At 70.3% G+C, this 21,876-nt stretch carries 22 protein-coding genes; 11 read left to right on the top strand and 11 right to left on the bottom strand.

Features of this window, described 5'->3' with window-relative positions; genetic code table 11:
• Positions 1–95: 95 nt before the first annotated feature.
• The 3 genes from ACFYWJ_RS29300 to ACFYWJ_RS29290 are packed head-to-tail and all read left to right on the top strand — an operon-like array spanning position 96 to position 4,541.
• Positions 96–1,763, top strand: a complete 1,668-nt coding sequence (locus ACFYWJ_RS29300; protein ID WP_355278727.1) for a serine/threonine-protein kinase — start codon at positions 96–98, stop codon at positions 1,761–1,763.
• 13 nt (positions 1,764–1,776) lie between these two features.
• A complete protein-coding gene (locus ACFYWJ_RS29295) occupies positions 1,777–2,958 on the top strand; it encodes a hypothetical protein (protein WP_355278729.1) in 1,182 nt (393 codons plus the stop codon).
• A complete protein-coding gene (locus ACFYWJ_RS29290; protein ID WP_355278732.1) occupies positions 2,955–4,541 on the top strand; it encodes a protein kinase in 1,587 nt (528 codons plus the stop codon). The genes ACFYWJ_RS29295 and ACFYWJ_RS29290 overlap by 4 nt, the downstream gene beginning before the upstream one ends.
• A gap of 1 nt (position 4,542) precedes the next feature.
• Here ACFYWJ_RS29290 and ACFYWJ_RS29285 read toward each other — a convergent pair whose 3' ends face one another.
• Entirely contained in the window at positions 4,543–5,970 is a 1,428-nt protein-coding gene (locus ACFYWJ_RS29285; protein WP_355278735.1) for an amidase, read from the bottom strand.
• Positions 5,971–6,121: 151 nt separating this feature from the next.
• On the opposite strand from ACFYWJ_RS29285, the gene ACFYWJ_RS29280 reads away from it, so the two are divergent.
• From ACFYWJ_RS29280 to ACFYWJ_RS29260, 5 genes are all read left to right on the top strand, one after another.
• Positions 6,122–6,988 carry an alpha/beta hydrolase gene (locus ACFYWJ_RS29280; protein ID WP_355278738.1) on the top strand — a complete coding sequence of 289 codons (867 nt, stop codon included), beginning with the start codon at positions 6,122–6,124 and terminating at the stop codon, positions 6,986–6,988.
• The gene (locus ACFYWJ_RS29275) at positions 6,975–7,577 is read left to right on the top strand and encodes a TetR/AcrR family transcriptional regulator (protein WP_355278740.1); all 603 of its coding nucleotides are present in this window, start codon (positions 6,975–6,977) and stop codon (positions 7,575–7,577) included. The genes ACFYWJ_RS29280 and ACFYWJ_RS29275 overlap by 14 nt, the downstream gene beginning before the upstream one ends.
• Positions 7,578–7,631: 54 nt before the next feature.
• Positions 7,632–8,402 (top strand): DNA repair protein RecO, encoded by a 771-nt coding sequence (gene recO, locus ACFYWJ_RS29270; RefSeq protein WP_355278743.1) that lies wholly within the window; start codon positions 7,632–7,634, stop codon positions 8,400–8,402.
• A 70-nt stretch (positions 8,403–8,472) separates the two neighbouring features.
• Positions 8,473–9,285 carry an isoprenyl transferase gene (locus ACFYWJ_RS29265; protein WP_355278746.1) on the top strand — a complete coding sequence of 271 codons (813 nt, stop codon included), beginning with the start codon at positions 8,473–8,475 and terminating at the stop codon, positions 9,283–9,285.
• Complete coding sequence (locus ACFYWJ_RS29260; RefSeq protein WP_378827458.1) at positions 9,282–9,713, top strand: YbjN domain-containing protein; 432 nt, start codon at positions 9,282–9,284, stop codon at positions 9,711–9,713. Before ACFYWJ_RS29265 ends, ACFYWJ_RS29260 begins: the two co-directional genes overlap by 4 nt.
• A gap of 3 nt (positions 9,714–9,716) precedes the next feature.
• On the opposite strand, the gene ACFYWJ_RS29255 is transcribed toward ACFYWJ_RS29260, so the two are convergent.
• Together ACFYWJ_RS29255 and ACFYWJ_RS29250 are read right to left on the bottom strand one after the other, a co-directional pair.
• On the bottom strand, positions 9,717–10,460 hold the full coding sequence (locus ACFYWJ_RS29255) for a hypothetical protein (protein ID WP_355278748.1): 744 nt from the start codon (positions 10,458–10,460) through the stop codon (positions 9,717–9,719).
• Positions 10,461–10,566: 106 nt separating this feature from the next.
• On the bottom strand, positions 10,567–11,175 hold the full coding sequence (locus tag ACFYWJ_RS29250) for a TetR/AcrR family transcriptional regulator (RefSeq protein ID WP_355278751.1): 609 nt from the start codon (positions 11,173–11,175) through the stop codon (positions 10,567–10,569).
• A gap of 102 nt (positions 11,176–11,277) precedes the next feature.
• Between ACFYWJ_RS29250 and ACFYWJ_RS29245 the strand changes: the two genes are divergently transcribed.
• Positions 11,278–12,246: a hypothetical protein gene (locus tag ACFYWJ_RS29245; RefSeq protein ID WP_355278754.1), complete on the top strand. Its 969-nt coding sequence runs from the start codon at positions 11,278–11,280 to the stop codon at positions 12,244–12,246.
• Positions 12,247–12,388: 142 nt separating this feature from the next.
• Positions 12,389–13,393 carry a DUF1152 domain-containing protein gene (locus ACFYWJ_RS29240; protein ID WP_355278757.1) on the top strand — a complete coding sequence of 335 codons (1,005 nt, stop codon included), beginning with the start codon at positions 12,389–12,391 and terminating at the stop codon, positions 13,391–13,393.
• Positions 13,394–13,413: 20 nt separating this feature from the next.
• Here the strand turns inward: ACFYWJ_RS29240 and ACFYWJ_RS29235 are convergent, their stop codons facing one another.
• A complete protein-coding gene (locus tag ACFYWJ_RS29235; RefSeq protein WP_355278760.1) occupies positions 13,414–15,024 on the bottom strand; it encodes a GMC family oxidoreductase N-terminal domain-containing protein in 1,611 nt (536 codons plus the stop codon).
• A gap of 137 nt (positions 15,025–15,161) precedes the next feature.
• Here ACFYWJ_RS29235 and ACFYWJ_RS29230 point away from each other — a divergent pair, with 137 nt between their 5' ends.
• Positions 15,162–16,010 carry a hypothetical protein gene (locus ACFYWJ_RS29230; protein ID WP_355278762.1) on the top strand — a complete coding sequence of 283 codons (849 nt, stop codon included), beginning with the start codon at positions 15,162–15,164 and terminating at the stop codon, positions 16,008–16,010.
• Between the two features lie 6 nt (positions 16,011–16,016).
• On the opposite strand, the gene ACFYWJ_RS29225 is transcribed toward ACFYWJ_RS29230, so the two are convergent.
• The 7 genes from ACFYWJ_RS29225 to ACFYWJ_RS29195 all read right to left on the bottom strand — a co-directional run bounded on the left by ACFYWJ_RS29225 (position 16,017) and on the right by ACFYWJ_RS29195 (position 21,828).
• Entirely contained in the window at positions 16,017–16,787 is a 771-nt protein-coding gene (locus ACFYWJ_RS29225) for an ESX secretion-associated protein EspG (RefSeq protein ID WP_355278765.1), read from the bottom strand.
• Entirely contained in the window at positions 16,774–18,087 is a 1,314-nt protein-coding gene (locus ACFYWJ_RS29220) for a hypothetical protein (protein WP_355278767.1), read from the bottom strand. The genes ACFYWJ_RS29225 and ACFYWJ_RS29220 overlap by 14 nt, the downstream gene beginning before the upstream one ends.
• Positions 18,084–18,464, bottom strand: coding sequence for a hypothetical protein (locus tag ACFYWJ_RS29215; RefSeq protein ID WP_355278770.1), 381 nt, complete (start codon positions 18,462–18,464; stop codon positions 18,084–18,086). The genes ACFYWJ_RS29220 and ACFYWJ_RS29215 overlap by 4 nt, the downstream gene beginning before the upstream one ends.
• A gap of 10 nt (positions 18,465–18,474) precedes the next feature.
• Positions 18,475–19,056, bottom strand: a complete 582-nt coding sequence (locus ACFYWJ_RS29210; protein WP_355278773.1) for a DUF3558 domain-containing protein — start codon at positions 19,054–19,056, stop codon at positions 18,475–18,477.
• Between the two features lie 128 nt (positions 19,057–19,184).
• Positions 19,185–19,661, bottom strand: coding sequence for a hypothetical protein (locus ACFYWJ_RS29205; RefSeq protein WP_355278776.1), 477 nt, complete (start codon positions 19,659–19,661; stop codon positions 19,185–19,187).
• A 20-nt stretch (positions 19,662–19,681) separates the two neighbouring features.
• Positions 19,682–21,538 (bottom strand): alpha/beta hydrolase, encoded by a 1,857-nt coding sequence (locus ACFYWJ_RS29200; RefSeq protein WP_355278779.1) that lies wholly within the window; start codon positions 21,536–21,538, stop codon positions 19,682–19,684.
• Positions 21,538–21,828, bottom strand: a complete 291-nt coding sequence (locus tag ACFYWJ_RS29195) for a type VII secretion target (RefSeq protein WP_355278782.1) — start codon at positions 21,826–21,828, stop codon at positions 21,538–21,540. Before ACFYWJ_RS29195 ends, ACFYWJ_RS29200 begins: the two co-directional genes overlap by 1 nt.
• Between the last annotated feature and the right edge of the window lie 48 nt (positions 21,829–21,876).

Genomic DNA, 21,876 nt, shown 5'->3' with positions numbered 1-21,876 from the left:
TGACCTCCGGGTGGGGACCGGCTTCAGCGGCGACCGATTCGGAGACGCTGCCGGAAGGGTCCCGGTAGCACTGTGACCGTGGGAGACCGGGGCGGGTGAGTATCGCAGAGGGCGCGGAGTTCGCCGGGTATCTGATCGAGCGGCGACTGGGCGCCGGTGGCATGGGCACCGTCTACCTGGCCCGCCATCCCCGCTTGCCGCGCCACGACGCGCTCAAGATCCTGGCCGACGACCACGCCGCCGATCCCGAGTTCCGGGCCAGGTTCCTGCGCGAGGCCGAACTCGCCGCCGCGCTGGCCCATCCGAACCTCGTCGCGGTGCGCGATCGCGGGGAGACCGACGGCAAGCTCTGGATCGCCACGCAGTACGTCGCCGGGTCGGACGCGGCCGAACTCGTGCGCGCCGCGCCGTCGGGGCTCGATCCGGCGCGGGCGGTGCACATCGTCGGCGAGGCGGCGCGCGGACTCGACGCGGTGCACCGGGCCGGGCTCCTGCATCGCGACGTGAAGCCGGCCAACATCCTGGTGGCCGAAGAGGCGGGTCATCCCGACCGGGTGCTGGTCACCGACTTCGGGATCGCGCGCCGGGCCGAGGACACCGCGACGCTGTCGGCCGGCGGCGGACTCGTCGCGACGCTGTCCTATGTGGCGCCCGAACAACTCGGCGGCGACCGGGTCGACCTGCGCGCCGACGTCTACGCGCTCGGCTGCTCGCTGTTCCAATTGCTGGTCGGCACAGTGCCGTTCGTCCGGCAGACACCCGCGGCGCTGATGTACGCGCACCTGCACGAGCCACCGCCGCGGCCGTCGGCGCTGCGGCCGGAGCTGCCCGTCGCGTTCGACGTCGTGATCGCGCGGGCCATGGCGAAAGACCCCGCCGACCGGTTCGCCTCCTGCGGCGACCTGGCGGCGGCCGCTCGCGCCGCGGTAGACGGGCGCGCGCTGCCACCGACCGCGGCGACCCCCGCCCTCCCCGCCGCTACGACGAGCGCCGAGACGCGGGCACAGCCGTCGGTGCAGGACGCGCCGCCGCACGAACCGTCCGTGCTGCCACTGCCCGTCGCCGGACCGGGCTTCGGCGGGACGTGGCCGCCCGCCCCGATGCTCGAGGCCGACCCGTTCACCGCGGCCCTGCTGCGCCGCCGGACGCCGTGGGGCAGACTGATCCGCCGCCGTGGTTTCTGGGTGGCGGCAGCGGTGGTCGTCGTCCTCGGGCTCGGCACGACGGCGGCGCTGGTCGCCGCCGGACCCGAGGATTCGGCGTCGCGCACGGCCGCGTCCACCACGCTGCCGCCACTGCCACCGGCGACCGCGTGGGGTGCCTACAACTTCGTCGCCGACACCTTCCCCGACCTGCTGCCCGCCTTCCAGTTCGGCGTCGGCTACCAGGAGCTGACCGGCTGCTACATGTTCGACGAGAAGTGGAACTTCGCGCCGACGGACAAGGCCGAACCGATCGCGAAGATGAGCTGTAGCGGAAACCGTGATCCCGCCGTCGGGATCACGGTCGTCTGCAATACCGACCGCTCCCGCATGCTGGCGCAGCCCAGCACCGATCAGGTCGAGGGCAATGAGGAATGGCGCCGCCCGACGGGCACCGGGAACCTGCACTGGGGCAGCAATATCGGCCTGGACAAGACCCAGACCGGCTTCCTGCACGTCTACTTCGACGAACCGGCGCGCTCGTTCTGCCGGATCGATGTCAACGGCGGCGCCAACGGCGCCGAACTGCGCGAGAAGTGGTGGGCCGATGCGCCGCTGTGATCCCCGTGCTGCCGTGCGGACGGCCGCCCTGCTCGCCGTCCTCGCGCTGACCGGCTGCACGGTAGCGGGCACGCCGGAACCGGCCGACGCCGACCTGTCGACGCTGGATTACGGTACCTACCAGCATGTTCCGCTGGTGGCGCCGGACGGCGACGAGTACTCGGGCCGGGTGCTGGAGTCGGTGCGGATCGGCGAGGTGATGATCAACCCGGCCAAGGCCGACGCCGCCCTGTCCCTGCCCGCCGACGCCAAACCCACGGTCCCGCTGCCGACCCCGGCCAAGGTGTCCGGTGTGCTGTCGGAGCAGGCGCGCGCCGTGCTCGACAAGTACGGCATGATCGCCGGATTCCAGGTCGCGGGCACCGACTCGGTCCGCACCAAGGGGCTGTCGCTGCTGGCGCTGCGCCTGCCGGATCCCGAAGCCGCCGCCAAGGCCGCCGTCGACCTCGATGCGACCGACGCGGCGGTCAGCCGCGACAATGTCGCCGTCGCGATCCCGAACTATCCCACGGCGCGGGCGCATTGGCGGCCCGCCGTGGCGAGCATGGCCGCCACCGTCGCGCGCGGCTCGTTCGTGGTGAGCGCGCTGGTCGCGCACCCGACGCCGGACGCCGCGGCCCTGTCCGGGTTGATCGGCAAGGCCTTCGACGCGCAGCTGCCCGAACTCGACCGTTTCGTCGCCACCCCGGTCGACCAGCTCGCGCGCCTGCCGCTCGACGGCGAGCAGATGCTGACCCGCCTGGTTCCGGAGAAGCTGGGCCGCTGGTCGCGGCCCGCCGTGCTGCTCATCGATCGCGAACAGCTCGCCGGGGGCAAGACGCTGGTGCACGCCAGCGGCGTGGTCTACGGGCCGAACGTGGCCTATCTGAACGGAACCCGGCAGCAGCGATCCACGGCCGATGCCTTCGCGATGATCGGCTTCGACGGGCTGATGCGGTATCCCGATGCCGTCGAAGCGCGCCGCGCCTTCGATCGCGGGACCCGGTCACTGGCCGCCGACGGCCTGCGGACCGTCGCCGGTCCGGCCGGTCTGGCCGACGTCCAGTGCCTCGACGACGACGCGGGCCAGCCCGCGGTGCGCTTCGCCTGCCGGGTACTGCACGGACGCTATGTCGCCACCGTGTTCGCGCCGCGCGAGCAGCAGATCAAGCAGAAGGCCGCCGCCCAGTACAGCCTGCTGGTGCGCGCCGGATGACCGCACAGCTGCGGTCCGGCTCGGTCTTCGCGGGCTACGTGATCGAGCGGGTGCTCGGCAGCGGTGGGATGGGCACCGTCTACGCCGCGCGGCATCCGCGGCTGCCCCGCCTGGACGCGATCAAGGTGCTGAGCGAAGCGCACAGCGGCGCACCGGAATTCCGGTCCAGGTTCATCCGGGAGGCCGAACTGGCGGCCCGCATCGATCACCCGAACGTGGTGGCCGTGCACGATCGCGGCCTCGTCGACGGCATGCTGTGGATCGCGATGCAGTACGTGGCGGGGACCGACGCCGCGGCGGTGCTGCGCGCCGGCGTGCCCCGGCCGGAGTACGCGCTGCACATCGTCACCGAGGCGGCCGCCGGGCTGGACGCGGCGCACCGCGCCGGGCTGCTGCACCGCGATGTGAAGCCGGCCAATCTGATGCTGGAGGCGCGGCCGGGGGAGCCGGACCGGATCCTCGTCGCCGACTTCGGCATCGCCAAATCCGGCGCCGACAGCACCGCGCTCACCGAACCCGGCGCCTTTCTGGCCACCCTCGCCTACGCGGCGCCGGAACTGATCCGGCTCGATGCCGTGGATCGCCGGGCCGATCTGTATTCGCTGGGCTGCACGCTGTTCGAACTGCTCACCGGGCGCAAGCCGTTTCCCCGCGACACCGTCGCCGCGGTGATCAACGCCCACCTGACCGAGCCGCCGCCCCGGCCGACGCAGGTGAACCCGCATCTGCCGCGCGCCATCGACGCGGTGATCGCCAGGGCCATGGCGAAGAATCCCGACGACCGGTACTCCAGTTGCGGCGCGCTGGCCGCCGCGGCGGCCGCCGCGTTCGGTGCGCCGGTGCCGCCGACGACGCGCGTGGCCCAGCCGGGTACGCCGCGCGAACCGGCCGGTCGCCCGGGCTTCGCGCCCGTCGACCTGGCCCAGGCGACCACCGTCCCGGTCGGCCTCGGCTCGGTCCAGGAACCACGCCGGGTCGTGCCGTCGCGCCGATGGCCGCTGGTCGCCGGGGTGACGGCTGTGCTCACGGTCGCGCTGGTCGCGATCGGTGTGGTCGCGCTGAATCGCGACGAGTCGCCGAGCGCCGCGCCCGCGTCCTCGGTGGCGCCGACCACCGCCGCCGAATCGGCATGGGGCGTCCACGAATACATCGTCCGTGCCTTTCCCGGACTGCTCCCACGCACGCCGTTCGCCAGCGGCTTCCAGGGCATCCGGTGCGCGGCCGTCGACAAGGAGCACCGGCCGATCGCGCTCGACCGGCACGACGGCGTCGGCAGGCTCAGCTGCAACGGCGACCGCGATCCCGTCGAGCGGATGACGGTGTACTGCAACGGCGACCGCACGCCGAGCAGCGCGCGCCCGTTCCTCGAGGCGACCGGGGTCCGGGAGGAGAACTGGGAGCGCTCCTCGGGCCGCGGCAAGCTCATCGTCCAGGACATGCCGGGCCTGCGGGCAGGCACGACATCGGGCGGACTCGTCGTCCAATTCGACGACACCGCGCGAAACTTCTGCCTGCTCAGCGTTTTCGGTGCCACCAACGGCGCCGAGCTCTACGACCGATGGTGGCCCGTCGCGCCGCTGTGACTCACCACCACGGCGTGGGTCGCTCTCGTTCCCAGCGCAATTCGGCTTCCAGCTGTGCCGCCAGTGAGATGAGCATCGGCTCGGTGTTCGCGGTGCCCATCAGCTGCGCGCCGATCGGCAGCCCGGCCTCGGTGAAACCGGCGGGCACGTTCACACTCGGCCAGCCGAGCACGTTCCACGGCCAGGTGTACGGGCAGGCGGCGGTGATCAGGTTGTTGGTCGCGCCGACGCCGATGCCGTCGATCTCCTCCGCGCGCGGGGGCGGGGTGGCCGTGGTCGGGGCCAGGACCAGGTCGTAGTCGTCGAAGAATCCGCCGATCCGCTTGTGCAGCAACGGCTCCGCGCGCCGGGCGGCGGCGAGCACGGGACCGCCGAGGACACCGCCGAGCCGGGCGTTGGCCGTGGTGCGCGGGTCGACGACGGCTTCCGGCATCGCCCGGCGCACCCGGGTGATCCCGGCCATCGAGCGTGGCAGGAACGAGGCGCCGATCATCAGGCCGTAGTGCAGGTCGGCCACGGTGACGGTGTGCCCGAGGCCGCGCAGCGTCTGCGCCAGCGCGTGCACGGCCGCCGCGATCTGCGGGTCCAGCGCGGTCTTGGTCGCGGTGAACGGAATCCGCAGGGAGAGTGCGATTCTGAGCTTGCCGGGGTCACGTCCCACGGCGGCGCTCGCGTCGATCGGCGCCGGGGTGTGCAGGTCACCGCGGTGTGGCCCGGCGGCGACGTCGAGCAGCAGGGCGGCGTCGCCGACGGTGCGCGCGAGCGGCCCGTTGACGGTCAGGCCGTAGAACGCCTCGGCGTGCGGCCAGGTGGAGATGCGCCCGCGCTGCGGCTTGATCCCGACCAGGTTGTTCCACGACGCCGGGATGCGCACCGAGCCCGCGCCGTCGGAACCCAGTGCGGCGGGCACCAATCCGGCCGCGACCGCCGCCGCGGAACCGCCCGAGGAGCCGCCGGGGGTGCGCGTGCGATCCCAGGGATTGCGGGTGTGGCCGAAGGCGTCGCCGCTGGTGAACGGGAGCTGGCCCAGCTCACAGGTATTGGCCTTGCCCACGATCACCGCACCGGCGGCGCGCAGCCTGCGCACCGATTCGGCGTCCTCGGTCTTCGGCGTGAACTCGCCACCGCAGCCGAAGGCGGTGATCTCCCCGGCGATATCGGTGTCGTCCTTGACCGCGATCGGTACGCCGAGCAGCGGCAGCCGCGCACCGGCGGCCAGGCGCGCGTCGGCGTCGGCGGCTTCGCGCAGCGCGGCCTCCCTGCGGACGACGCGGAAGGCGTTGAGCGTCGGCTGGGCGGCCTCGATCCGGTCGAGCGCCGCGGTCACGGCGGCGACGGAGGAGAGGCTGCCGTCGGCGATCGCGGCGGACATTTCGGAGAGGCCGAGGTCGGCCGATGGCTTCGGCGCGATGCGGTCGGGCGCGGACATGTGAACTCCGTCTCTGCAGGTAGTGGGGTCGACGGTAGCGTCGAGCTGGTCACCCGTCCACATACCCTGGGTGGATTTCTCGGCTATAGACATACATCCCGTATGTATGTAACAGTGATGAGGCCCAGCATTCGAACCAGGGGAGGACCCCATGGGAATCAGCTCAGCACTCGGCCCGGCGCGCGAGATCGCCCTGTCGTCCGGCCGCATCCGCTACCACGACACCGGCACCGGATCGCCGGTCGTGTTCGTCCACGGCCTGCTGGTCAACGCCGACCTCTGGCGCGGAGTGGTGCCCGGCCTCGTCGCCGCCGGCCACCGCTGCCTCACGCCTGACTGGCCGCTCGGATCGCACTCGATCCCGCTGCCCGACGCCGACCTCACGCCTACCGGTATCGCGGACCTCATCGCCGAGTTCCTCGACGCGCTCGACCTGACCGATGTCACCATCGTGGCGAACGACACCGGCGGCGCGCTCACCCAGATCCTGATGACCCGCAGGCCGGAACGGATCGGCCGGGTGGTGCTGGCCGCCGTCGACTGCTTCGAGGTCTTCCCGCCGCAGCCGTTCGCGAGTCTGCTGAAGGTCGCTAAGCTGCCCGGCGCCATCGCCGCGCTGCTCGCGCCGCTCGGATGGCGGCCCTTGCAGCGGTTGCCGCTCGCCTTCGGATTGGTGACCAAACACCCTCTGCCGCAGGAGATCGCGAAGTCCTACCTGCGGCCCGCCCAGCGTGATGCCGCGATCCGGGCCGACCTGCGCCGCTTCGCGGCGGGCGTGGACAACCGGGTCACCCAGGCGGCCGCCGAGCGCTTCGGCCAGGTCGATGTCCCGGTGCTCGTGGTGTGGTCCACCGAGGACCGGCTGTTCCCGATGACACTGGCGCAGCGGCTCGTCACCGCCCTGCCGAAGGCGAGCCTGCGCACCGTCGACGACTCCTACACCTTCCTGTCCGAGGACCGGCCGGAGTTGCTCGCCGAACTGATCGTGGAGTTCACTCGGCTGCATGCAGCGCCGTAGTCAGGAGGATCGCTCCCGCACCACCCGAGCCGCGCTCGAGCAGGCAGGCCGCAGCCTGTTCGCCGAGCGCGGCTTCGCCGCGACGTCCGCCGAACAGCTGGTGGCCGCCGCCGGCGTCACCCGCGGCGCGCTGCACCACCACTACGGCGACAAGCGCGGATTGTTCCTGGCCGTGCTCGAACAGATCGAGACCGAGGCGACCGCGGAGATCGCGAGCGCGGTGGCGGCGGTCGACCCCGACGACGTCGTTGCCGGGATGACCGCGGGTCTGGCCTGCTTCCTCGACATCTGCGGCCGCCCGGAGATGCTGCGCATCGTCCTGATGGACGCCCCGACCGTCCTCGGCTGGCCCGCCTTCCGCGACTTCGAATCCCGGCACGGCCTCGGCCTGATCACCGGCGAACTGCAACGTGCCGTCGACGCCGGTCTCGTCCCGGCCGTCCCCGTCCCGGTCCTCGCGCAGCTGCTGCTCAGCGCCATCACCGAGGCGTCACTCATCGTCGCCCACGCCGAGGACGCCGAGCGCGCTCGCGCCGAGACCCAGCAATCCCTGTTGCTGCTCATCGCGGGTCTGCTGCGCCGGGACTGACCGGCCCGCCGTGTCCGTGGTGGCGGTGTCGGGTCGACGTGGAAGACTGGGGCCGTGCGGTTGTATCGGGATGAGGCGGTGGTGGTCCGTCAGCACAAGCTGGGCGAGGCCGATCGCATCGTCACGCTGCTGACCAGGCAACACGGTCTGGTGCGCGCGGTCGCCAAGGGGGTGCGGCGCACCAAGTCGAAGTTCGGGGCGCGGCTCGAACCGTTCGCCTACATCGACGTACAGCTGCATCCGGGCCGCACGCTCGACATCGTCACCCAGGTGACCACGGTCGAGGCGTTCGCCGCCGACATCATCGACGACTACGGCCGCTACACCACGGCCTGCGCGATTCTCGAGACCGCCGAACGCCTCGCGGGTGAGGAACGCGCGCCCGCGCCGAAACTGCACGCGCTCACCGCGAGCGCCCTGCGCGCCATCGCCGCCAAGCAGCGCCCGCACGAACTCGTCCTCGACGCCTATCTGTTGCGCGCCATGGGTTTCGCGGGCTGGGCGCCCGCCCTCGACGAGTGCGCCCGCTGCGCGACGCCGGGCCCGCATCGCGCGTTCCACGTCGCGGCGGGCGGCGCGGTCTGCGTGCACTGCAGGCCGCCGGGCGCGAGCACCCCGGCCGCGGGTGTCCTCGATCTGCTCGTCGCCCTGCTGAAGGGGGAGTGGGACTACATCGCCGGCGTCCCCGACAATGTCCGCCGTCAGGCCAGCGGTCTGGTCGCCGCCCACCTGCAGTGGCACCTGGAACGGCAGCTGCGCACCCTGCCGCTGATCGAGCGCTCGCGGACCGATACCGCGGCCCCCGTGGTCGACCGCGTCGGCTGACGACACGCGAGCGCCGGTCGCCCGTACGGATGCCGGAGCCCGTGCGGGGCGCGCGAGACGATCAGGCAGGATGGAAGCCGTGATCCTGCGTCGTGACTCTTCCACCGCGAGCAAGACGGCCCGCACCGTTCGCCCACCGTCGCCGCACCCCTCGGGTGCGCGGCCGCCCGCGATCCCGCCGGAGCTCGTCCCCAACCACGTCGCGCTGGTGATGGACGGCAACGGCCGCTGGGCGCAGGAGCGTGGCCTGCCGCGCACCGCCGGTCACGAACGCGGCGAGGCCGTGCTCATGGACGCCGTCGAAGGCTGTATCGAGATCGGCGTCAAGTGGCTGTCGGCCTACGCCTTCTCCACCGAGAACTGGCGGCGCAGCCCCGACGAGGTGCGCTTCCTGATGGGCTTCAACCGCGACGTGATCCGCCGCCGCCGCGACGAGATGCACGAGATGGGCGTGCGCGTGCGCTGGGCCGGGCGCCGACCGCGCCTGTGGCGCAGCGTGATCAAGGAGCTCGAGGTCGCCGAGGAGCTCACCGAGGACAACGACGTGATGACGCTGACCATGTGCGTCAACTACGGCGGCCGCGCCGAGATCGCCGACGCCGCACGGGAGATCGCGCGCCGGGTGGCCGCGGGCGAGATCGATCCGGAGAAGATCGACGAGGCCACCGTCGCCCGGTACCTCGACGAACCCGATATGCCCGACGTCGACCTGTTCCTGCGTCCCTCCGGCGAGTTCCGCAGCTCGAACTTCCTCATCTGGCAGGCCGCGTACGCCGAATTCGTCTACCAGGACACGCTTTTCCCCGATTTCGATCGGCGTAACCTGTGGGACGCGTGCCTGGAATACGCCAAGCGCGATCGCCGCTTCGGCGGGACCAAATGAGCGACGGAGCCGACATGGACGCGGTGGTCACGCCCGAACTGGACCTGCAGGCGCGCACCGGCGCCTGCCTGCAGATGCAGGACATCGATATCCGCGTCGACGCCGACGGCTCGCTCGGCTTCGAATACGACGGCGCGCTGTGCTCGATCCGCGCCGTCACCCTCGCGCCCGGGCTCACGGTGCTGTCGCTGACCAGCGTGCTGGCCTGGGATCGGCCGCTCAAGCCGCAGCTGCACAAGCGCGTCGCCGAGCGCAACAACGAGATCCAGTTCGGCTCGGTCACCCTGATCGGGCGCGGCAAGCTGGGCGATGTCATCCTGCGCTACACGTTCCCCGCCGAGGGCCTCGACGATCAGGCCCTCACCACCATGCTGCTGCTCACGCTGACCGGCGCGAGCAGGGCCAGGCAGGGCCTGCTCGCGCCGTAGGCGTCAGTTCGAGGGCTTCCAGGTGATCTTGCCGCCCTGGAAATCCTGGGCCTTGCCACCCTGGTAGTCGTATTCGTCGCTGGTCGGGTAGCCGTAGCGGCCGCCTTCGGAACCGGCGCGGATCCAGTCGGCCTGGATGCTGCCCCACACTGCGTGCGCGCCGGTCGTCGAGGACCAGTAGATGGCGCCGGTCGGGAACAGCGAGAACTGGCCGTCGCCCTTGCCCGCCTTGGAGACGTCGCTGAGCGGGAAGCCCAGCGGGCTCGACTCCCAGCCGAGCGCGGCCCACTTGTCCCGGATCGGGCCGCTGATCTGGTGCGCGCCGGTACCGACGGACCAGTAGATCGAGCCCTTCTGGAAGTGGTTGTAGCGGCCGCTGCCACCCGGGGTCGACTCCTCGCGGGTGACCGGGTAGCCGAGCTTGCCGCCCTCGTTGCCGAGCTCGGCGAACTTGTCGCGGATCTGCCCGGCGACGGTGTTGGCGCTGGTGTCGGGGTGCCAGTAGATCGCCGCGTTGTTGGCGAAGGTCTGGTACTTGCCGCCCGCCGCGGCGTCGGATTCGGGGGAGGTGGGGTCACCGAGCGCGGCGCCGCCCGCCTGGTCGTATTCGATCTCGATCGCGCCGCCCACCTCGAAGTCGCCGATCTTGCGTGCCTGTGCGGTGCCCGCGAGGGCCAGCGGCAGCACGGCCGCGGCCGCCAGGACGGCGATCCCGCGCGATCGAAGGGTTCGTCGGTGAAATGCCACAGGAAACTCCCTGGTCGAATCGTTGTTCGGTGTTTTTCGGCGCTCGACCCCGACCGGCACCGCACCCGAACCTACCCGCTCGACCGCGTGCGTAACAGTGAGCTTTCTAACCCGCACCGCCCGGTTCGATCGTCATCAGCACGTCGATGCCACGGGCGAAGGTGTCCGGGTCGGCGTCGCCGAGCAGCAGGTGCTGCAGCATGAAACCGGGCAGCACCCCGATGATCGCCTTGGCCAGCGCGTCGACGTCGGCGTCGGGCGCGATCCAGCCCAGGTCCCGCATCCGCACCGCGTACTCGCGCCACAGATCACGCATGGACGCGATCGCGTGGCGCACCGGAACGCTCGCTTCGGGCTGGACCATCGCCAGCGCCCAGGCCTGCGGCGCCAGCCGGAGGGGACCGTCCGGCCCGCCGCGTTCGATCACCTCGGCGGTCACCATGCGCACCACCTCGGCGGGCGTCGGCGGGGTCTCGCTGCGGATGATCTCGGCCATCCGGCCGCGCAACGGGGTCATCGTCTCCACGATCAGCGCGAAGATGATGTCGTTCTTGCTGGCGAAATAGCGGTAGACCGCCCCCGCGGACAGTCCGGACTCGGCGAACACGTCCTGCATCGACGTCTCGTGGAAACCCTTGCGGGTGAAGCATCGCTGCGCGGCCTCGAGGATCTGTTTCCGGCGGCGCTCCAGGTGTTCTTCGCTGACTCGGGGCATGGGTCAAAAATAAAACGAATATCCGTTCTTGACAAGGACGCCCGCTGATGGGACCGTGAAGCCACCAAAAAGAACGAACATTCGCTTTTAAGGGAGAATGTCATGTCGATCACCCGACGAGCAGTGGCTCTCGGCCTCGCAGCCACCCTGCTGCAGGCGCTGCTCCTGATCGCCTTCGCCTGGCCCGCCGTCAACCTCGCTCCGCGCGATCTGCCCATCGCCGTCACCGGCCCGCAGTCCGCGCAGGTCACCCAGCAGTTGCAGCAGCGCAGTCCCGACGCCTTCGAGATCACCACCCTGGCCGACGGTGCCGCCGCCCGGGCGGCGCTCACCGACAACGAGATCTACGGCGCCGTCGTCACCGGCGAGGGCGCGCCGCAGGTCCTGGTCGCCTCGGCCGCCTCACCCGCGGTCGCCCAGCAGCTCACCGCCCTGGCTCAGCAGCTCAGCGGTGCCCCCGCCGCGCCGGTCCAGGACGTCGTCGCCACCGACCCCGACGACCCGCGTGGCGCGGGCTTCGGCTCGATGGTCCTGCCGCTGGTCATGTCCGGCATCGCGGCGGGTGTCCTGCTCACCCTGTTGATCCCGAGCCTCGGCGGCCGCCTCGCCGGCCTGCTCACGTTCGGCGTCGCCGGTGGTCTGCTCAGCACCCTGGTCTTCCACACCTGGCTCTCGATCGTCCCGGGCTCCTACCTGGAACTCGCCGCGATCGCCGGCCTGGCCGCGTTCGCGGTCTCCGCCACCATCGTCGGCCTGGCCGCCGCCATCGGCCGCCCCGGTATCGGCCTCGGCGCGCTGCTCATGCTGCTCATCGGCAACCCGTTCTCGGCCGCCACCTCCGCCCCGGAACTCCTGCCGCAGCCCTGGGGCGCCATCGGTCAGCTGTGCCCGCCCGGTGCGGCCGCGTCGCTGCTGCGCTCGGTCGCCTACTTCGACGGCGCGGGCGCGCTGGCTCCGCTCGCGGTGCTGCTCACCTGGTCGGCGGCCGGTCTCGCCCTGCTCGGAATCGGCGCACTGCGCTCCTCGGCCACCCCGGAGGCCACCCCGGCACCGGTTGCCGTTCCCGCCTGAGTTTCCCCCCGCGAAGATGCTCCGCACGAACGACTTTCGTGCGGAGCATCGCCGTGTCGGCGGTCCGCACGTCGATGCAGCCGTGGCACGCCGGGATCGGCATGGCTACGGTGGCAAAGAAAGCGGAGTCCGAGGGGGAGTCATGAGTGCGGACCGGAACCGACCCGCATCGGCCCACGCGACGACATCCCCCTCCCTCCTCGATTCCTCGGTCCTGTTCCCGCTCCGCGACTCCGAGCGAATCCTGATCGCGGGTGCGGGAGGCGGCTTCGACCTCCTCAGCGGTCTGCCGATCGCCTTCGCTCTCCACGAACGCGACAAGACCGTCTTCCTGGCGAACCTCACCTTCACCGCCGCCACCCGCACCACGGCGAAACCCGTCGCGCCCGGGGTGTTCGAGGTCGACGCTGACACCGAGGGCCAGTCGCACTACTTCCCGGAGAAGCACGTCGCCACCTGGCTGGCCGACCACGACTACCCCGACACCGTCTATCTGATCCGCAAAGGCGGACCGGCCGCGGTGCGCGCCGCCTACGCATGGCTGGCCCGGGAATTACGCCTGGACGCCGTCGTCCTCGTCGACGGCGGCACCGATCTCCTGATGACCGGCGACGAAGCCGGCCTCGGCACCCCGGTGGAGGACGTCACCAGCCTGCTCGCCGCCGCCGCCCTCGACCTCCCGGTCAAACTCGCCGCCTGCGTCGGCTTCGGCATCGACACCTACCACGGCGTCTGCCACGCCCACTTCCTCGAAAACGTCGCCGCCCTGGCCCAACTCGGCGCCTACCACGGCGTCTTCGCCCTCACCCCCGGCACACCCGCCGTCGACGCATGGCTCGACGCCGTCGCCTGGACCCAACGCCACACCCCCGGCCGCGAGAGCATCGTCAGCGCGTCCATCACCGACGCCGCCCGCGGCGCCTTCGGCAATCACCACTCCCTGGAACGCACCCGCGCCAACAACTCCGACCTCTTCATCAACCCCCTGATGTCGATGACCTGGGGCTTCGACCTCGACACCGTCGCCAGCCGGATCCTCTACACCGACCACCTAACCCACGCCACCACCCCCTTCGAGGTCGCCGCCGCCATCGAAGCCTTCCGCACCACCCTCCCCCTCCGCCCCTGGCGCGACCTCCCCGTCTGATGTCCGAAGGCGGGCTGACCTCAGCCGTTCAGGATCAGGGCGGCGCATTTCTCGCCGATCATGATCGTGGGGGCGTTGGTGTTGCCGCCGGTCACGGTCGGCATGATCGAGGCGTCGGCGACGCGGAGGCCGTCGATGCCGCGTACGCGGAGGTCGGGATCCACGACCGCGCGGTCGTCGACACCCATGCGTACCGTGCCGACCGGGTGGTAGACGGTGTGGATGCGGTTCGGTAGTTCCGCGCGCATCGCGGCCGGGTCGGTGAAGTCCGCGCCCGGGATGATCTCGCCCTGGTTGTCGCCGGTTCCCGCCATGATCGCGCGGACCATGTCGATGCCTTCCAAGAGCACCTCGGTGTCCGCGGGCGCTGTCAGGTAGGCCGGATCGATGAGTGGCGCGGCCCCCGGATCGGCCGAGGCCAACCGGACGGTGCCGCGGCTCTCGGGGTAGATGAGCGCGGGGAAGACGCTCTGACCCGGCTTCTTGGTAGCCGGGACGACGCGCTTGTCGGAGTCCTGATTCGGCGAGGGATACACCCAATACAGGCTCAGCAGTTGCAGGTCGGGGATCTCGCGCGCGTGCGAGGTGCGCACGAAGGCGACGGATTCGAACGAGGAACCGGCCGCCCACGACGATCCCGGACGGAGCTGTTCGGCCGCCAATCCGCGCAGGAAATAGGGCGCTGTCGGCTTGCGCAACGCCGACCGCATCCGGAAGGAGACCGGGACGAACAGGTGGTCGTGCAGGTTGTCGCCCACCGGCAGATCCGCGACGACCGCGATGCCGTGCTCGGCCAAGTGCGCGGCGGGACCGATTCCCGACAGTTGCAGAATCTGCGGCGACCCGAACGTGCCCGCCGAGACGATGACCTCGCGCGAGGCCCCGATCACCCGCGTACCGCCGTCGACCAGGATCTCCACCCCCGTCGCCCGCGAGCCGTCGATGACGATCCTCGTCACCGTCGTCTCCGTGAGCACGACGAGACCGGGCACCGGATCGTCGTGCAGGTAGCCCTTGGCCGCGGAGTACCGCACACCGTGCGCGGCGCTCTGCTGGAAGACCGCGACGCCTTCCTGGTTCGCCCCGTTGTAGTCGTCGATCTCCGGCACACCCAGGCGTGCCACGGTGGCGTCCATGAAGGCACGTGCCGCGTCGGTGATGCGGTGCTGGCGGGTGACCTTGATCGGACCACCCGCCCCACGCCACGCGTTCGCGCCGCCCTCCCAGTCCTCCATCCGCTGGAAGTACGGCAGCACGTCCTCATAGGCCCACCCGCGACAGCCTTTGGCGGCCCAGTCGTCGAAGTTCTTCCGGTTACCCCGGACGAAGAGCATGCCGTTGACCGAACTCGACCCGCCGAGTACCCGGCCGTGCGTCATCGGAATCCGGCGGTCGAGCGCATGGTGCTGCGGTGTCGACTTGTCGCCCCAGTCGAACAGCTTCTTCAGCTGCGGCGTCGAGTGCATGACATTGATCGCGCCGGGAATCCGGAAGAGCGCCTTCGCCCAGCCCTTGTCATCGGCCGTCCCTGCCTCGATCAGCACGACGGCCGCGCCGCTGTCGGCGAGCCTGCGCGCGACCGCACAGCCCGCGCTCCCCGCTCCCACGACGATGTAGTCGGCTTCGGTCACAGTGTTCTCCGGTCAGGAGTCGACCTCTACGAACCCCGAATTCTATCGCGATCTCCCGCGCGCCGGAAACGTCTCGCTAGCATCGGAGTGGGCGACCGACGGTGTCGTAGTTGCCGATTCTGATCGGAGGAATCGTCGTGGGTGGTGTGGCGGTGGCGCCGCGCGGGATGCGGTTGTCCGGGCGTGGGGTCGCGGGGCTCGGCGGGGTGGCGGTCCTGCTCGGCATCGCGTTCGTGCTCGTTCCGGGGATCGTGGCGGGATGGGGATCCGAGGGCGGGATCGACGGTGAAGGAGAGCTGCGGCGGGCGCTGCGGGTGGCCTTCGCCGGGTACTGGAGTTCCGGGAACGGGGAGTTCTCGCCCGCGCTGAACGACGTGGTCGAGTACTGGTTTCGGTACCACCTGGTCAAAGGGCTGATCGCCGTTGTGCTGCTGGCGGTGCTGGCGGTACTGGCCGCGGTGCTGTGGGATGCCGTCGGACGGGACAGCGACGCGGGGTGGGTGCGCCGGCTCGCGCTCGGTTCGGCCGGCGCGGTGGTCACGCTGTTCGCGGTCCTCGCCCTGCTCGCGGTGATGGCGAATGCGCAAGGCGCGGTGGCGCCCTACGCGTCGGTCTTGCCGATGCTTTTCGACGATCCCGTCGGGCCCGAACTGGCCGGGACCTTGGCGGAGGTGAATCGGCAGTTGGCGGTGTCGGCCGAGGCGGGTTCCTCGCCCGCGCTCGAGGTGATGATCGATGACTTCACGCGCTATCACGTGGCGATGGTGGTGATTTCGTCCGTGGTCGCGGTGGGCTTCGGCATCGCGACCATGGTGCTGTGGACACGGCGGGCGGGCAAGTCGTCGGGGGAGCGGGCGGTGCTCGCCGGGCTCGGGTTGCTCGCGATGGGGTTGGCCGTGGTGTTCGCCGTTGTCGCGGTGGCGAATACGACGACGGTCGCGGAACCGCTGCCGGCGCTGCAAGCACTGTTCGACGGTGGGTGGTGACGGCGCTCAGGCGAGGCGTTCGTCGGGCTCGCCGAATTCCTGGTGGTAGCGCTGGGCCCGGGCGAGCATGCGGCGGATGCCGGCGATCATCCGGTCGGTGGGCAGCGGTTCGGCGATGATCGGGTCGCCGGTTTTGACGTAGTAGCGGCCGTCGTCGTAGTCCATCCACCAGAAGGTGCGGCCGGGACCGGGCCGGGCGTCCACGGCGGGTCCGGAGAAGGCGGAGATCTCGCCGAAGGCATGGCGTTTGCGGCGGAAGACACGATTGAGCTGGTCGGCGGAGCTGAGCTGGCCCGCCCGGTATTCGAAGTGTTCCTCTTCGGCGGCGAGCTGTTCGCGCCGGACCTCCACCGGCGGCTTGGTCCCCGCCTTCGCACGGGGCAGGGCCGCGACCGCGAGGGCGGCGACCTGATCGGCGGTGCAATACGTCATGACGACATCGCCGCCGATGTCCTCGGCCGGACCGCGGGCCTGCGTCAGGGTCGCGCCCGCCCGGCCGCGGATCGCGCCGTGGAAGCGCACGACATTCGAGTCATCCTGCCCGACATAGCCTTTGGATTCGACCCTGGCCTCGGGTTCGAGCAGCACGGCCAGGGCGTATTCGACGGCGGGGTCGTACTTGCCGAGCAGCTTCTCGACCGCCGCCTCCCGGTGCCGCTTCAGTTCGTCGAAGTCGGTGATGTCGGTGCGGTACTGCAACGGGTAGGGCAGCCGGTCACGACCGTAACCCGACCACAGGATCTCGAACTCGATGCCGGTGAATTCAGCCCGCTGCACTGTCGCTGTCTCCGCCGATCACCGGGGGCACGGTCCGGAGCCCGTCCGTGCCGATCAGTAGTTCGCCGTTTTCCTGGGTGATCAGGTAGTCGGGGACGCCCTTCGTCCGTTCGTCGTCGGATCCGCCGCGACCCGCGCCCGGCGCACCCATCCCGCCCATGCCCGCCGCACCGCGCGCCCCGGTCGTCGCGCCCGCGCGACCCGCCGCGGCGGCCGCGGCGGCGGGGGACTGGCTGCCGGGAATACTGCGACCCGTTCCGGGCGTCGACGGCGACCCGCCGCCGGGTGCACCGCCCGAGCCGCGCCCGGTGCCGGTGGGGCGACCTGTTCCCGGCATGGTCGTGCCCGGAGTCGTCGTCCCGGGGGTGGTCGTCGTTCCCGGGGTGGTCGACCCCGGAGTGGTCGTGCTCGGCGAGGTGGACTGCGGCGTGGTGCTCTGCGCCGTGGTCGACCCGGCGTCGGTGGACGACGGCGTGGTCGACGACGAGGTGTCGGTGTCCCCGGGGGAGGTGCCCTCGCCCGGCGTCTCCGGCACCGTGCCGTCGGTGGTCGCACCGTCGGTGGTGGTGGTCCCACCCTGTGTCCCACCGGTATTCGTGCCGCCGTTGCCGCCCGTCACGCCGGTGTCACCGGTCCCACTGGTGATCGTCGGTGCCGAGGGCAGAAAGGGGACACCGTTGTCGGTCTGGACGGCGACCTGACCGTAGACGGTGCGCAGGATCCGGCGACCCTCGTCCTCGGCTTCCTTCTGGTTGTGCTCGTCGACCTTCATCACCCCGTCGCCGGGCAGGGTCTTGCCGGTGACCGACTCCCGCGCGGTCAGACCCGGCATGAGCGCCTGGGTCTCCTCGATCCCGGTCCGCATCTCGGACAGTTTCAGGCTGATCGCCGTCGCCGCCTGGGACAGCGGAATCGACTGCTCCGCATAGTTGTTCACCGCGGTCACCGCTGCCGACGCGGCGGCGCCCGTCCACCCGCTGTGCCCGTTCGCGCCGGTGACGGTGCGGGCGAACTCCTGATTGAACTTGTAGAACGTCCCCATCAGGTTCATCCCGATATTGGCCCACGCCGTCACCGCGTCGTCGACGAGCTTCGGCTTCATCGCCGCCACCGCGGCCTGCATCTGCGCGAGCGACATGCTGTCATAGCTGTCGGGCGTGGTGATGTGCGGGGGCTGGGTGTCGCCGCCGAAGATCGTGGAGTAGTTGCCCTGCTTCTGCCGGTCGTAGATGCGGGTGCGCTCGTCGTTCCACTGCTGCTGCGCGGCGATGACCCTGCTCTTGTACTCGTCGTAGGTCACTGCGGTTCTCCTGTCGCGGAGATCTCGGTGGCGAGGGTGCCGTCCTGGGCGACGAAGTTGGCAATCGCCTTGGCGACAACCTCTTTCGCGGTCTGGACGGCTTCGATGTGCTGCTGGATCACCGTATCCAACGCTCGGTCGCTCCCCGAGGCGGTGAGGGAGAACTTCTTCTCCAGAGTGACACCCGAGTCGAGGGTGCCGAAACCGGAGATGAAGCTCACGGTGCCGATCTTTCCCAGCACCTCTTCGAGCCGATCGAGGTGGTCGTCGCAGACCCTGTCCAGGTCTCGGCCGACCTCAGGATCTAGAGCCAACTCTCCCGAATTTGCCTGGGAGAGTAGCTGCTTCCACTCGGTTGGATTGATGCCTAGTGGCATGTGCGCCCCCTCACGCCGTAGGAAGGTACTGGGCCAGTGCCCCGCTAACGCGCTGGGCTTCGCTGCACGGAGGGAGCGCTCCGACTGCGCTGTACCGGTTCTGTACCTTGAAAACAACTGTTCCGGCAGGTACCTCGACGGCAACGAAGCAGGTTTGATCGTGGATGGCGCCCACCGGACGGAACTCGAGCGCCGCACGTGAGCCGATGGTGAGTGTGTTCCACTCGCTGTAGTCGGTTCGCTGCCTGACTTCGGCCAAAGAACGCTCCGACGACATGACAGCGAGACCGTATTTCCGGCCCTGATCGTTCCAGTTGCAGACTTTCCATCCGGTGAAGTCGACGCCCGCGGCTCCTGATTCTTTGCTACCGGCCTTCAGCCCGGCCGCTTCGATCGCCGAATCCGGCAGCGAACACGGATCCCACACTTTCGCCTCGGCATCCACCGAGGTCGGGCTCGCCGCCACGCTCACCGCGGTCGTCGTCGGCGCGGCCGTCCCGCCTCCGCTGTCTCCGCAACCGGCGACCACCAGCCCGATGGCCGCGATGCCGACGGCCTTCGACACATGGCCTCCCACTGTCATCTCGACCATCCCCTCCTGGTGTAGACAGCTGTGCGCTCGTGCCCGAGCGATGACGGCTGTGCAGAGTCTAGTCCGAACCCCGATCGCACTGCCGGGTCGTCCGATGGCGCGCGGTACGGTGCCCGGCCGGTCGGCCGTCACTCCGCCGCGCACGGGGAGGTGGAGGCCATGATGAACCGCACCTCCTCGTTGTTCTTGCCGACCCGCGTCCGCGACGACGCCACCGAGAACCCGCGAGCGTCCCGGTAGTACCTGCTCACCGGGTCTTCGGAGGGATTCTGGCTGGGCACGAGGGTGAAGCCGCGGGCGGTCATCGCCTCGAGATTCGCCATGGCGCGGTCGATGAATTCCTGCGAGGGATCGACCACCTCTCGCTCGTATCTCGGGCGCCATGGCGGACCTTCACCACTGATGGAGGTCATGCTGGATCGGCAGCCGGTGCGCACACTGACCGTCTCCGGGTCGACGGACAGCGGCGCGGGCCAGATGAGTTCGAAATTGTCCGCGACGATCGGCTTGGCCGCAGCGACGGTCAGGCCGGTCCCCTTCAAGACGTCCTCGTTCGTCGGGCCCTGCTCTTCCAGAATCGTGCAACCGGACAGTACCGCCGCCATGACCAGTAGTGCGGCGGCCTTCATCGGATCCCGATCTGCGCGCCGGTGTCCGGATTGTCGGTGACCCGTGGGCTGGCGTAGGGGTCGATATCGATGCCGAGCGCGGCGGCCGCTTGTTTCGCGGCGGCGGCCTTGGCGGCATCGAAGGACTCCTTGGCGCCGTTTCCGTTGTCGCCCAAGCCGATATCCACGTAAGGGGTCTCGATCCCGCGTTCGACATAGGCGGCCGCCGACGATCCCTCGATGACACCGACGATATTGCGGAAGGCGGTCGAGCCGGGATCGTCCCAGTACCGTCCGTGGCCGTTGGTTCCGACAATGACCTCGGGTGGTTCGTCGGTGGAGGTTCGGCTGTAGTACCCGGTGTCGAGCCGGATCACCCCGGGGGCCTCGTCCGGATCCCCACCCAGCGCCTCGGACGCGTGCGGATTGCCGGGGAGGTGGATTCCGCCCGGAATGGTCAGTCCCCCTTCGGGATACGACTGCACCACTCCGATCAGATCGCCCGGCGCCGTCATCGAGTACCGCTGCACGTTCGGGTTCGGGTTGTTCCAGCCGGTATCGAACACGCCGGTCCCCGCGGAGGAGGCGTGCAAGATGCGATCCGCGCGCAGACCGAGCTGCTCGGCGGAGCCGACGATCGAACCGCCGTAGGAGTGGCCGACGTAGGTCACCGGGGTGCCGGGAGTGTTCGCGGCCACCTCCCGGTCGATCTCCTGGCCGAACTCCACCAGTTTCGGTGCCATGTCGGCGGCGAACCGGGGGCTCGGCGCCCCGTCGGAAAGGCTGGTCAGGCTCTGCGGGAAATCGCCTTCCATATAGAGGAAGACGGGGCTGTCGGTCTTGTCGGCGAGATTCCACGCGGCGACGTGATTGGAACCGGACCCGTTGAGGTTGGTCGAGGTGCCGGGGACATACACGCCGACGCCGGGGGAGCCCGCCTTCATCGAGCCGAGCATCTCGATCATCCGGCCGTTGCCCTCGGTGCTGAACATGACGAACTTGCGGTCGACCATGTCGAGCCGGGGCGTCGCGTTGTCGCCGGTCGCGGCGGCGGCCGCGGTGAGTGTGCCGGTGCCCTCGGGGTTCGGGATCGGCGCGAGCATCGCCTCCAGCTGCTTGACCCGTGATTCGTCGGGATCCGGCTTGGCCTTCTCCGTCGTCAGCGCGTTGCGGATGTTGATCTCGTTGGCCTCGATCCGCAGGGCGAACGGCACGCCGTTGAGATTGCCGAGCTTCTCCGGCGCGGCGATCACCAGCTGACGTTGCGCCTCCGGGCTCAGCCCGGCCAGGAAGGTCGCGCGCTCGTCGTCCGACATCGCGGCCAGCTGGATCGCCACGGCATCGGGGTCGCGGACGGTGCCGTCGGCGAGGGTGATGTCGGGCTGGCCGTCGCGGATCGCGGTCAGGTCGGCCAGCGATTCCTTCAGGCGGGTACCGAACTGGCTGTCCAGGCGCTCGATTTCGTCGAGGCCGCCGAACAGGTTCAGCTGGAAGACGCCCGCCGCGCCCTCCTTCGCGGGATCGGAGTGCGAGACCCGGCCGTCGGGTTCGACCTGGAAACCCTGGCCAACGGCCGAGGTTCGCTGGTCGAGGACGTAGGTGCGGGCGTGCTTCAGGCCCTGGTACGCGTCCTCGGTGTCGTCGGCGATCCGCAGCAGCACGGTGCGGACTTCGTAGCCGTGGTCGACTTCCTCGTCGATCCGGCTGCCCGCCGCGTCCCTGGTCCGGCCGTGCCAGCCGCCCGCCGTGGCGATGGCGCGCGAGCAGTCGTCGACCGAGGTGGACACGACATCGGCATTGGCGCGTGCGGCGTCGGCGGCGCGTTGCAGGCCGTCGAGGTTCCAGCCGTCGAGCTGGGGGAGGGTCGGGCGCATCAGCGGGGACCCAGCTTCCCGATCTCGCCCGCGATCTCGGCGTCCTTCGCCTGGATGTCGGCGGAGAACTTGTCGATCAGGTCGGCCAGGGTGGTGTACCTGGTCGAGATCGAGGACATCGCCTGCTGCGCGGGGTCGGTCATGGCGCGGACGGTGGCGAGGACATCGCTGCCGTCGCCGGTGGCCTCGCCCATGGCCGACCAGGCGAGCGTGCCGACCGCGTCGGCCTCCTGCCGCCACGTCGTCGCCAGCGATTTCAGTTGATCGGGTTCGACACCGAGTGTGCTCACGATTGCCCCCTCCTTCGGCGCCGCTCGGCCACGGGCCGTCGGTACCAC

The organism is Nocardia sp. NPDC003269 (genome assembly GCF_042888005.1).
GTDB lineage: Bacteria > Actinomycetota > Actinomycetes > Mycobacteriales > Mycobacteriaceae > Nocardia.
The sequence above is the reverse complement of the archived record's forward strand: the minus strand, read 5'-3'. Positions and strand labels throughout refer to the sequence as shown.

Bases quoted from the DNA above. Each gene is read 5' to 3' on its own strand.
- ACFYWJ_RS29245 (WP_355278754.1), top strand. From the start codon at position 11,278: ATGTCGATCACCCGACGAGCAGTGGCTCTCGGCCTCGCAGCCACCCTG.
- ACFYWJ_RS29285 (WP_355278735.1), bottom strand. From the start codon at position 5,970: ATGTCCGCGCCCGACCGCATCGCGCCGAAGCCATCGGCCGACCTCGGC.
- ACFYWJ_RS29210 (WP_355278773.1), bottom strand. From the start codon at position 19,056: ATGGTCGAGATGACAGTGGGAGGCCATGTGTCGAAGGCCGTCGGCATC.
- ACFYWJ_RS29265 (WP_355278746.1), top strand. From the start codon at position 8,473: ATGGAAGCCGTGATCCTGCGTCGTGACTCTTCCACCGCGAGCAAGACG.
- ACFYWJ_RS29205 (WP_355278776.1), bottom strand. From the start codon at position 19,661: ATGGCGGCGGTACTGTCCGGTTGCACGATTCTGGAAGAGCAGGGCCCG.
- ACFYWJ_RS29260 (WP_378827458.1), top strand. From the start codon at position 9,282: ATGAGCGACGGAGCCGACATGGACGCGGTGGTCACGCCCGAACTGGAC.
- ACFYWJ_RS29280 (WP_355278738.1), top strand. From the start codon at position 6,122: ATGGGAATCAGCTCAGCACTCGGCCCGGCGCGCGAGATCGCCCTGTCG.
- ACFYWJ_RS29250 (WP_355278751.1), bottom strand. From the start codon at position 11,175: ATGCCCCGAGTCAGCGAAGAACACCTGGAGCGCCGCCGGAAACAGATC.
- ACFYWJ_RS29275 (WP_355278740.1), top strand. From the start codon at position 6,975: ATGCAGCGCCGTAGTCAGGAGGATCGCTCCCGCACCACCCGAGCCGCG.
- ACFYWJ_RS29290 (WP_355278732.1), top strand. From the start codon at position 2,955: ATGACCGCACAGCTGCGGTCCGGCTCGGTCTTCGCGGGCTACGTGATC.
- ACFYWJ_RS29240 (WP_355278757.1), top strand. From the start codon at position 12,389: ATGAGTGCGGACCGGAACCGACCCGCATCGGCCCACGCGACGACATCC.
- ACFYWJ_RS29200 (WP_355278779.1), bottom strand. From the start codon at position 21,538: ATGCGCCCGACCCTCCCCCAGCTCGACGGCTGGAACCTCGACGGCCTG.
- ACFYWJ_RS29215 (WP_355278770.1), bottom strand. From the start codon at position 18,464: ATGCCACTAGGCATCAATCCAACCGAGTGGAAGCAGCTACTCTCCCAG.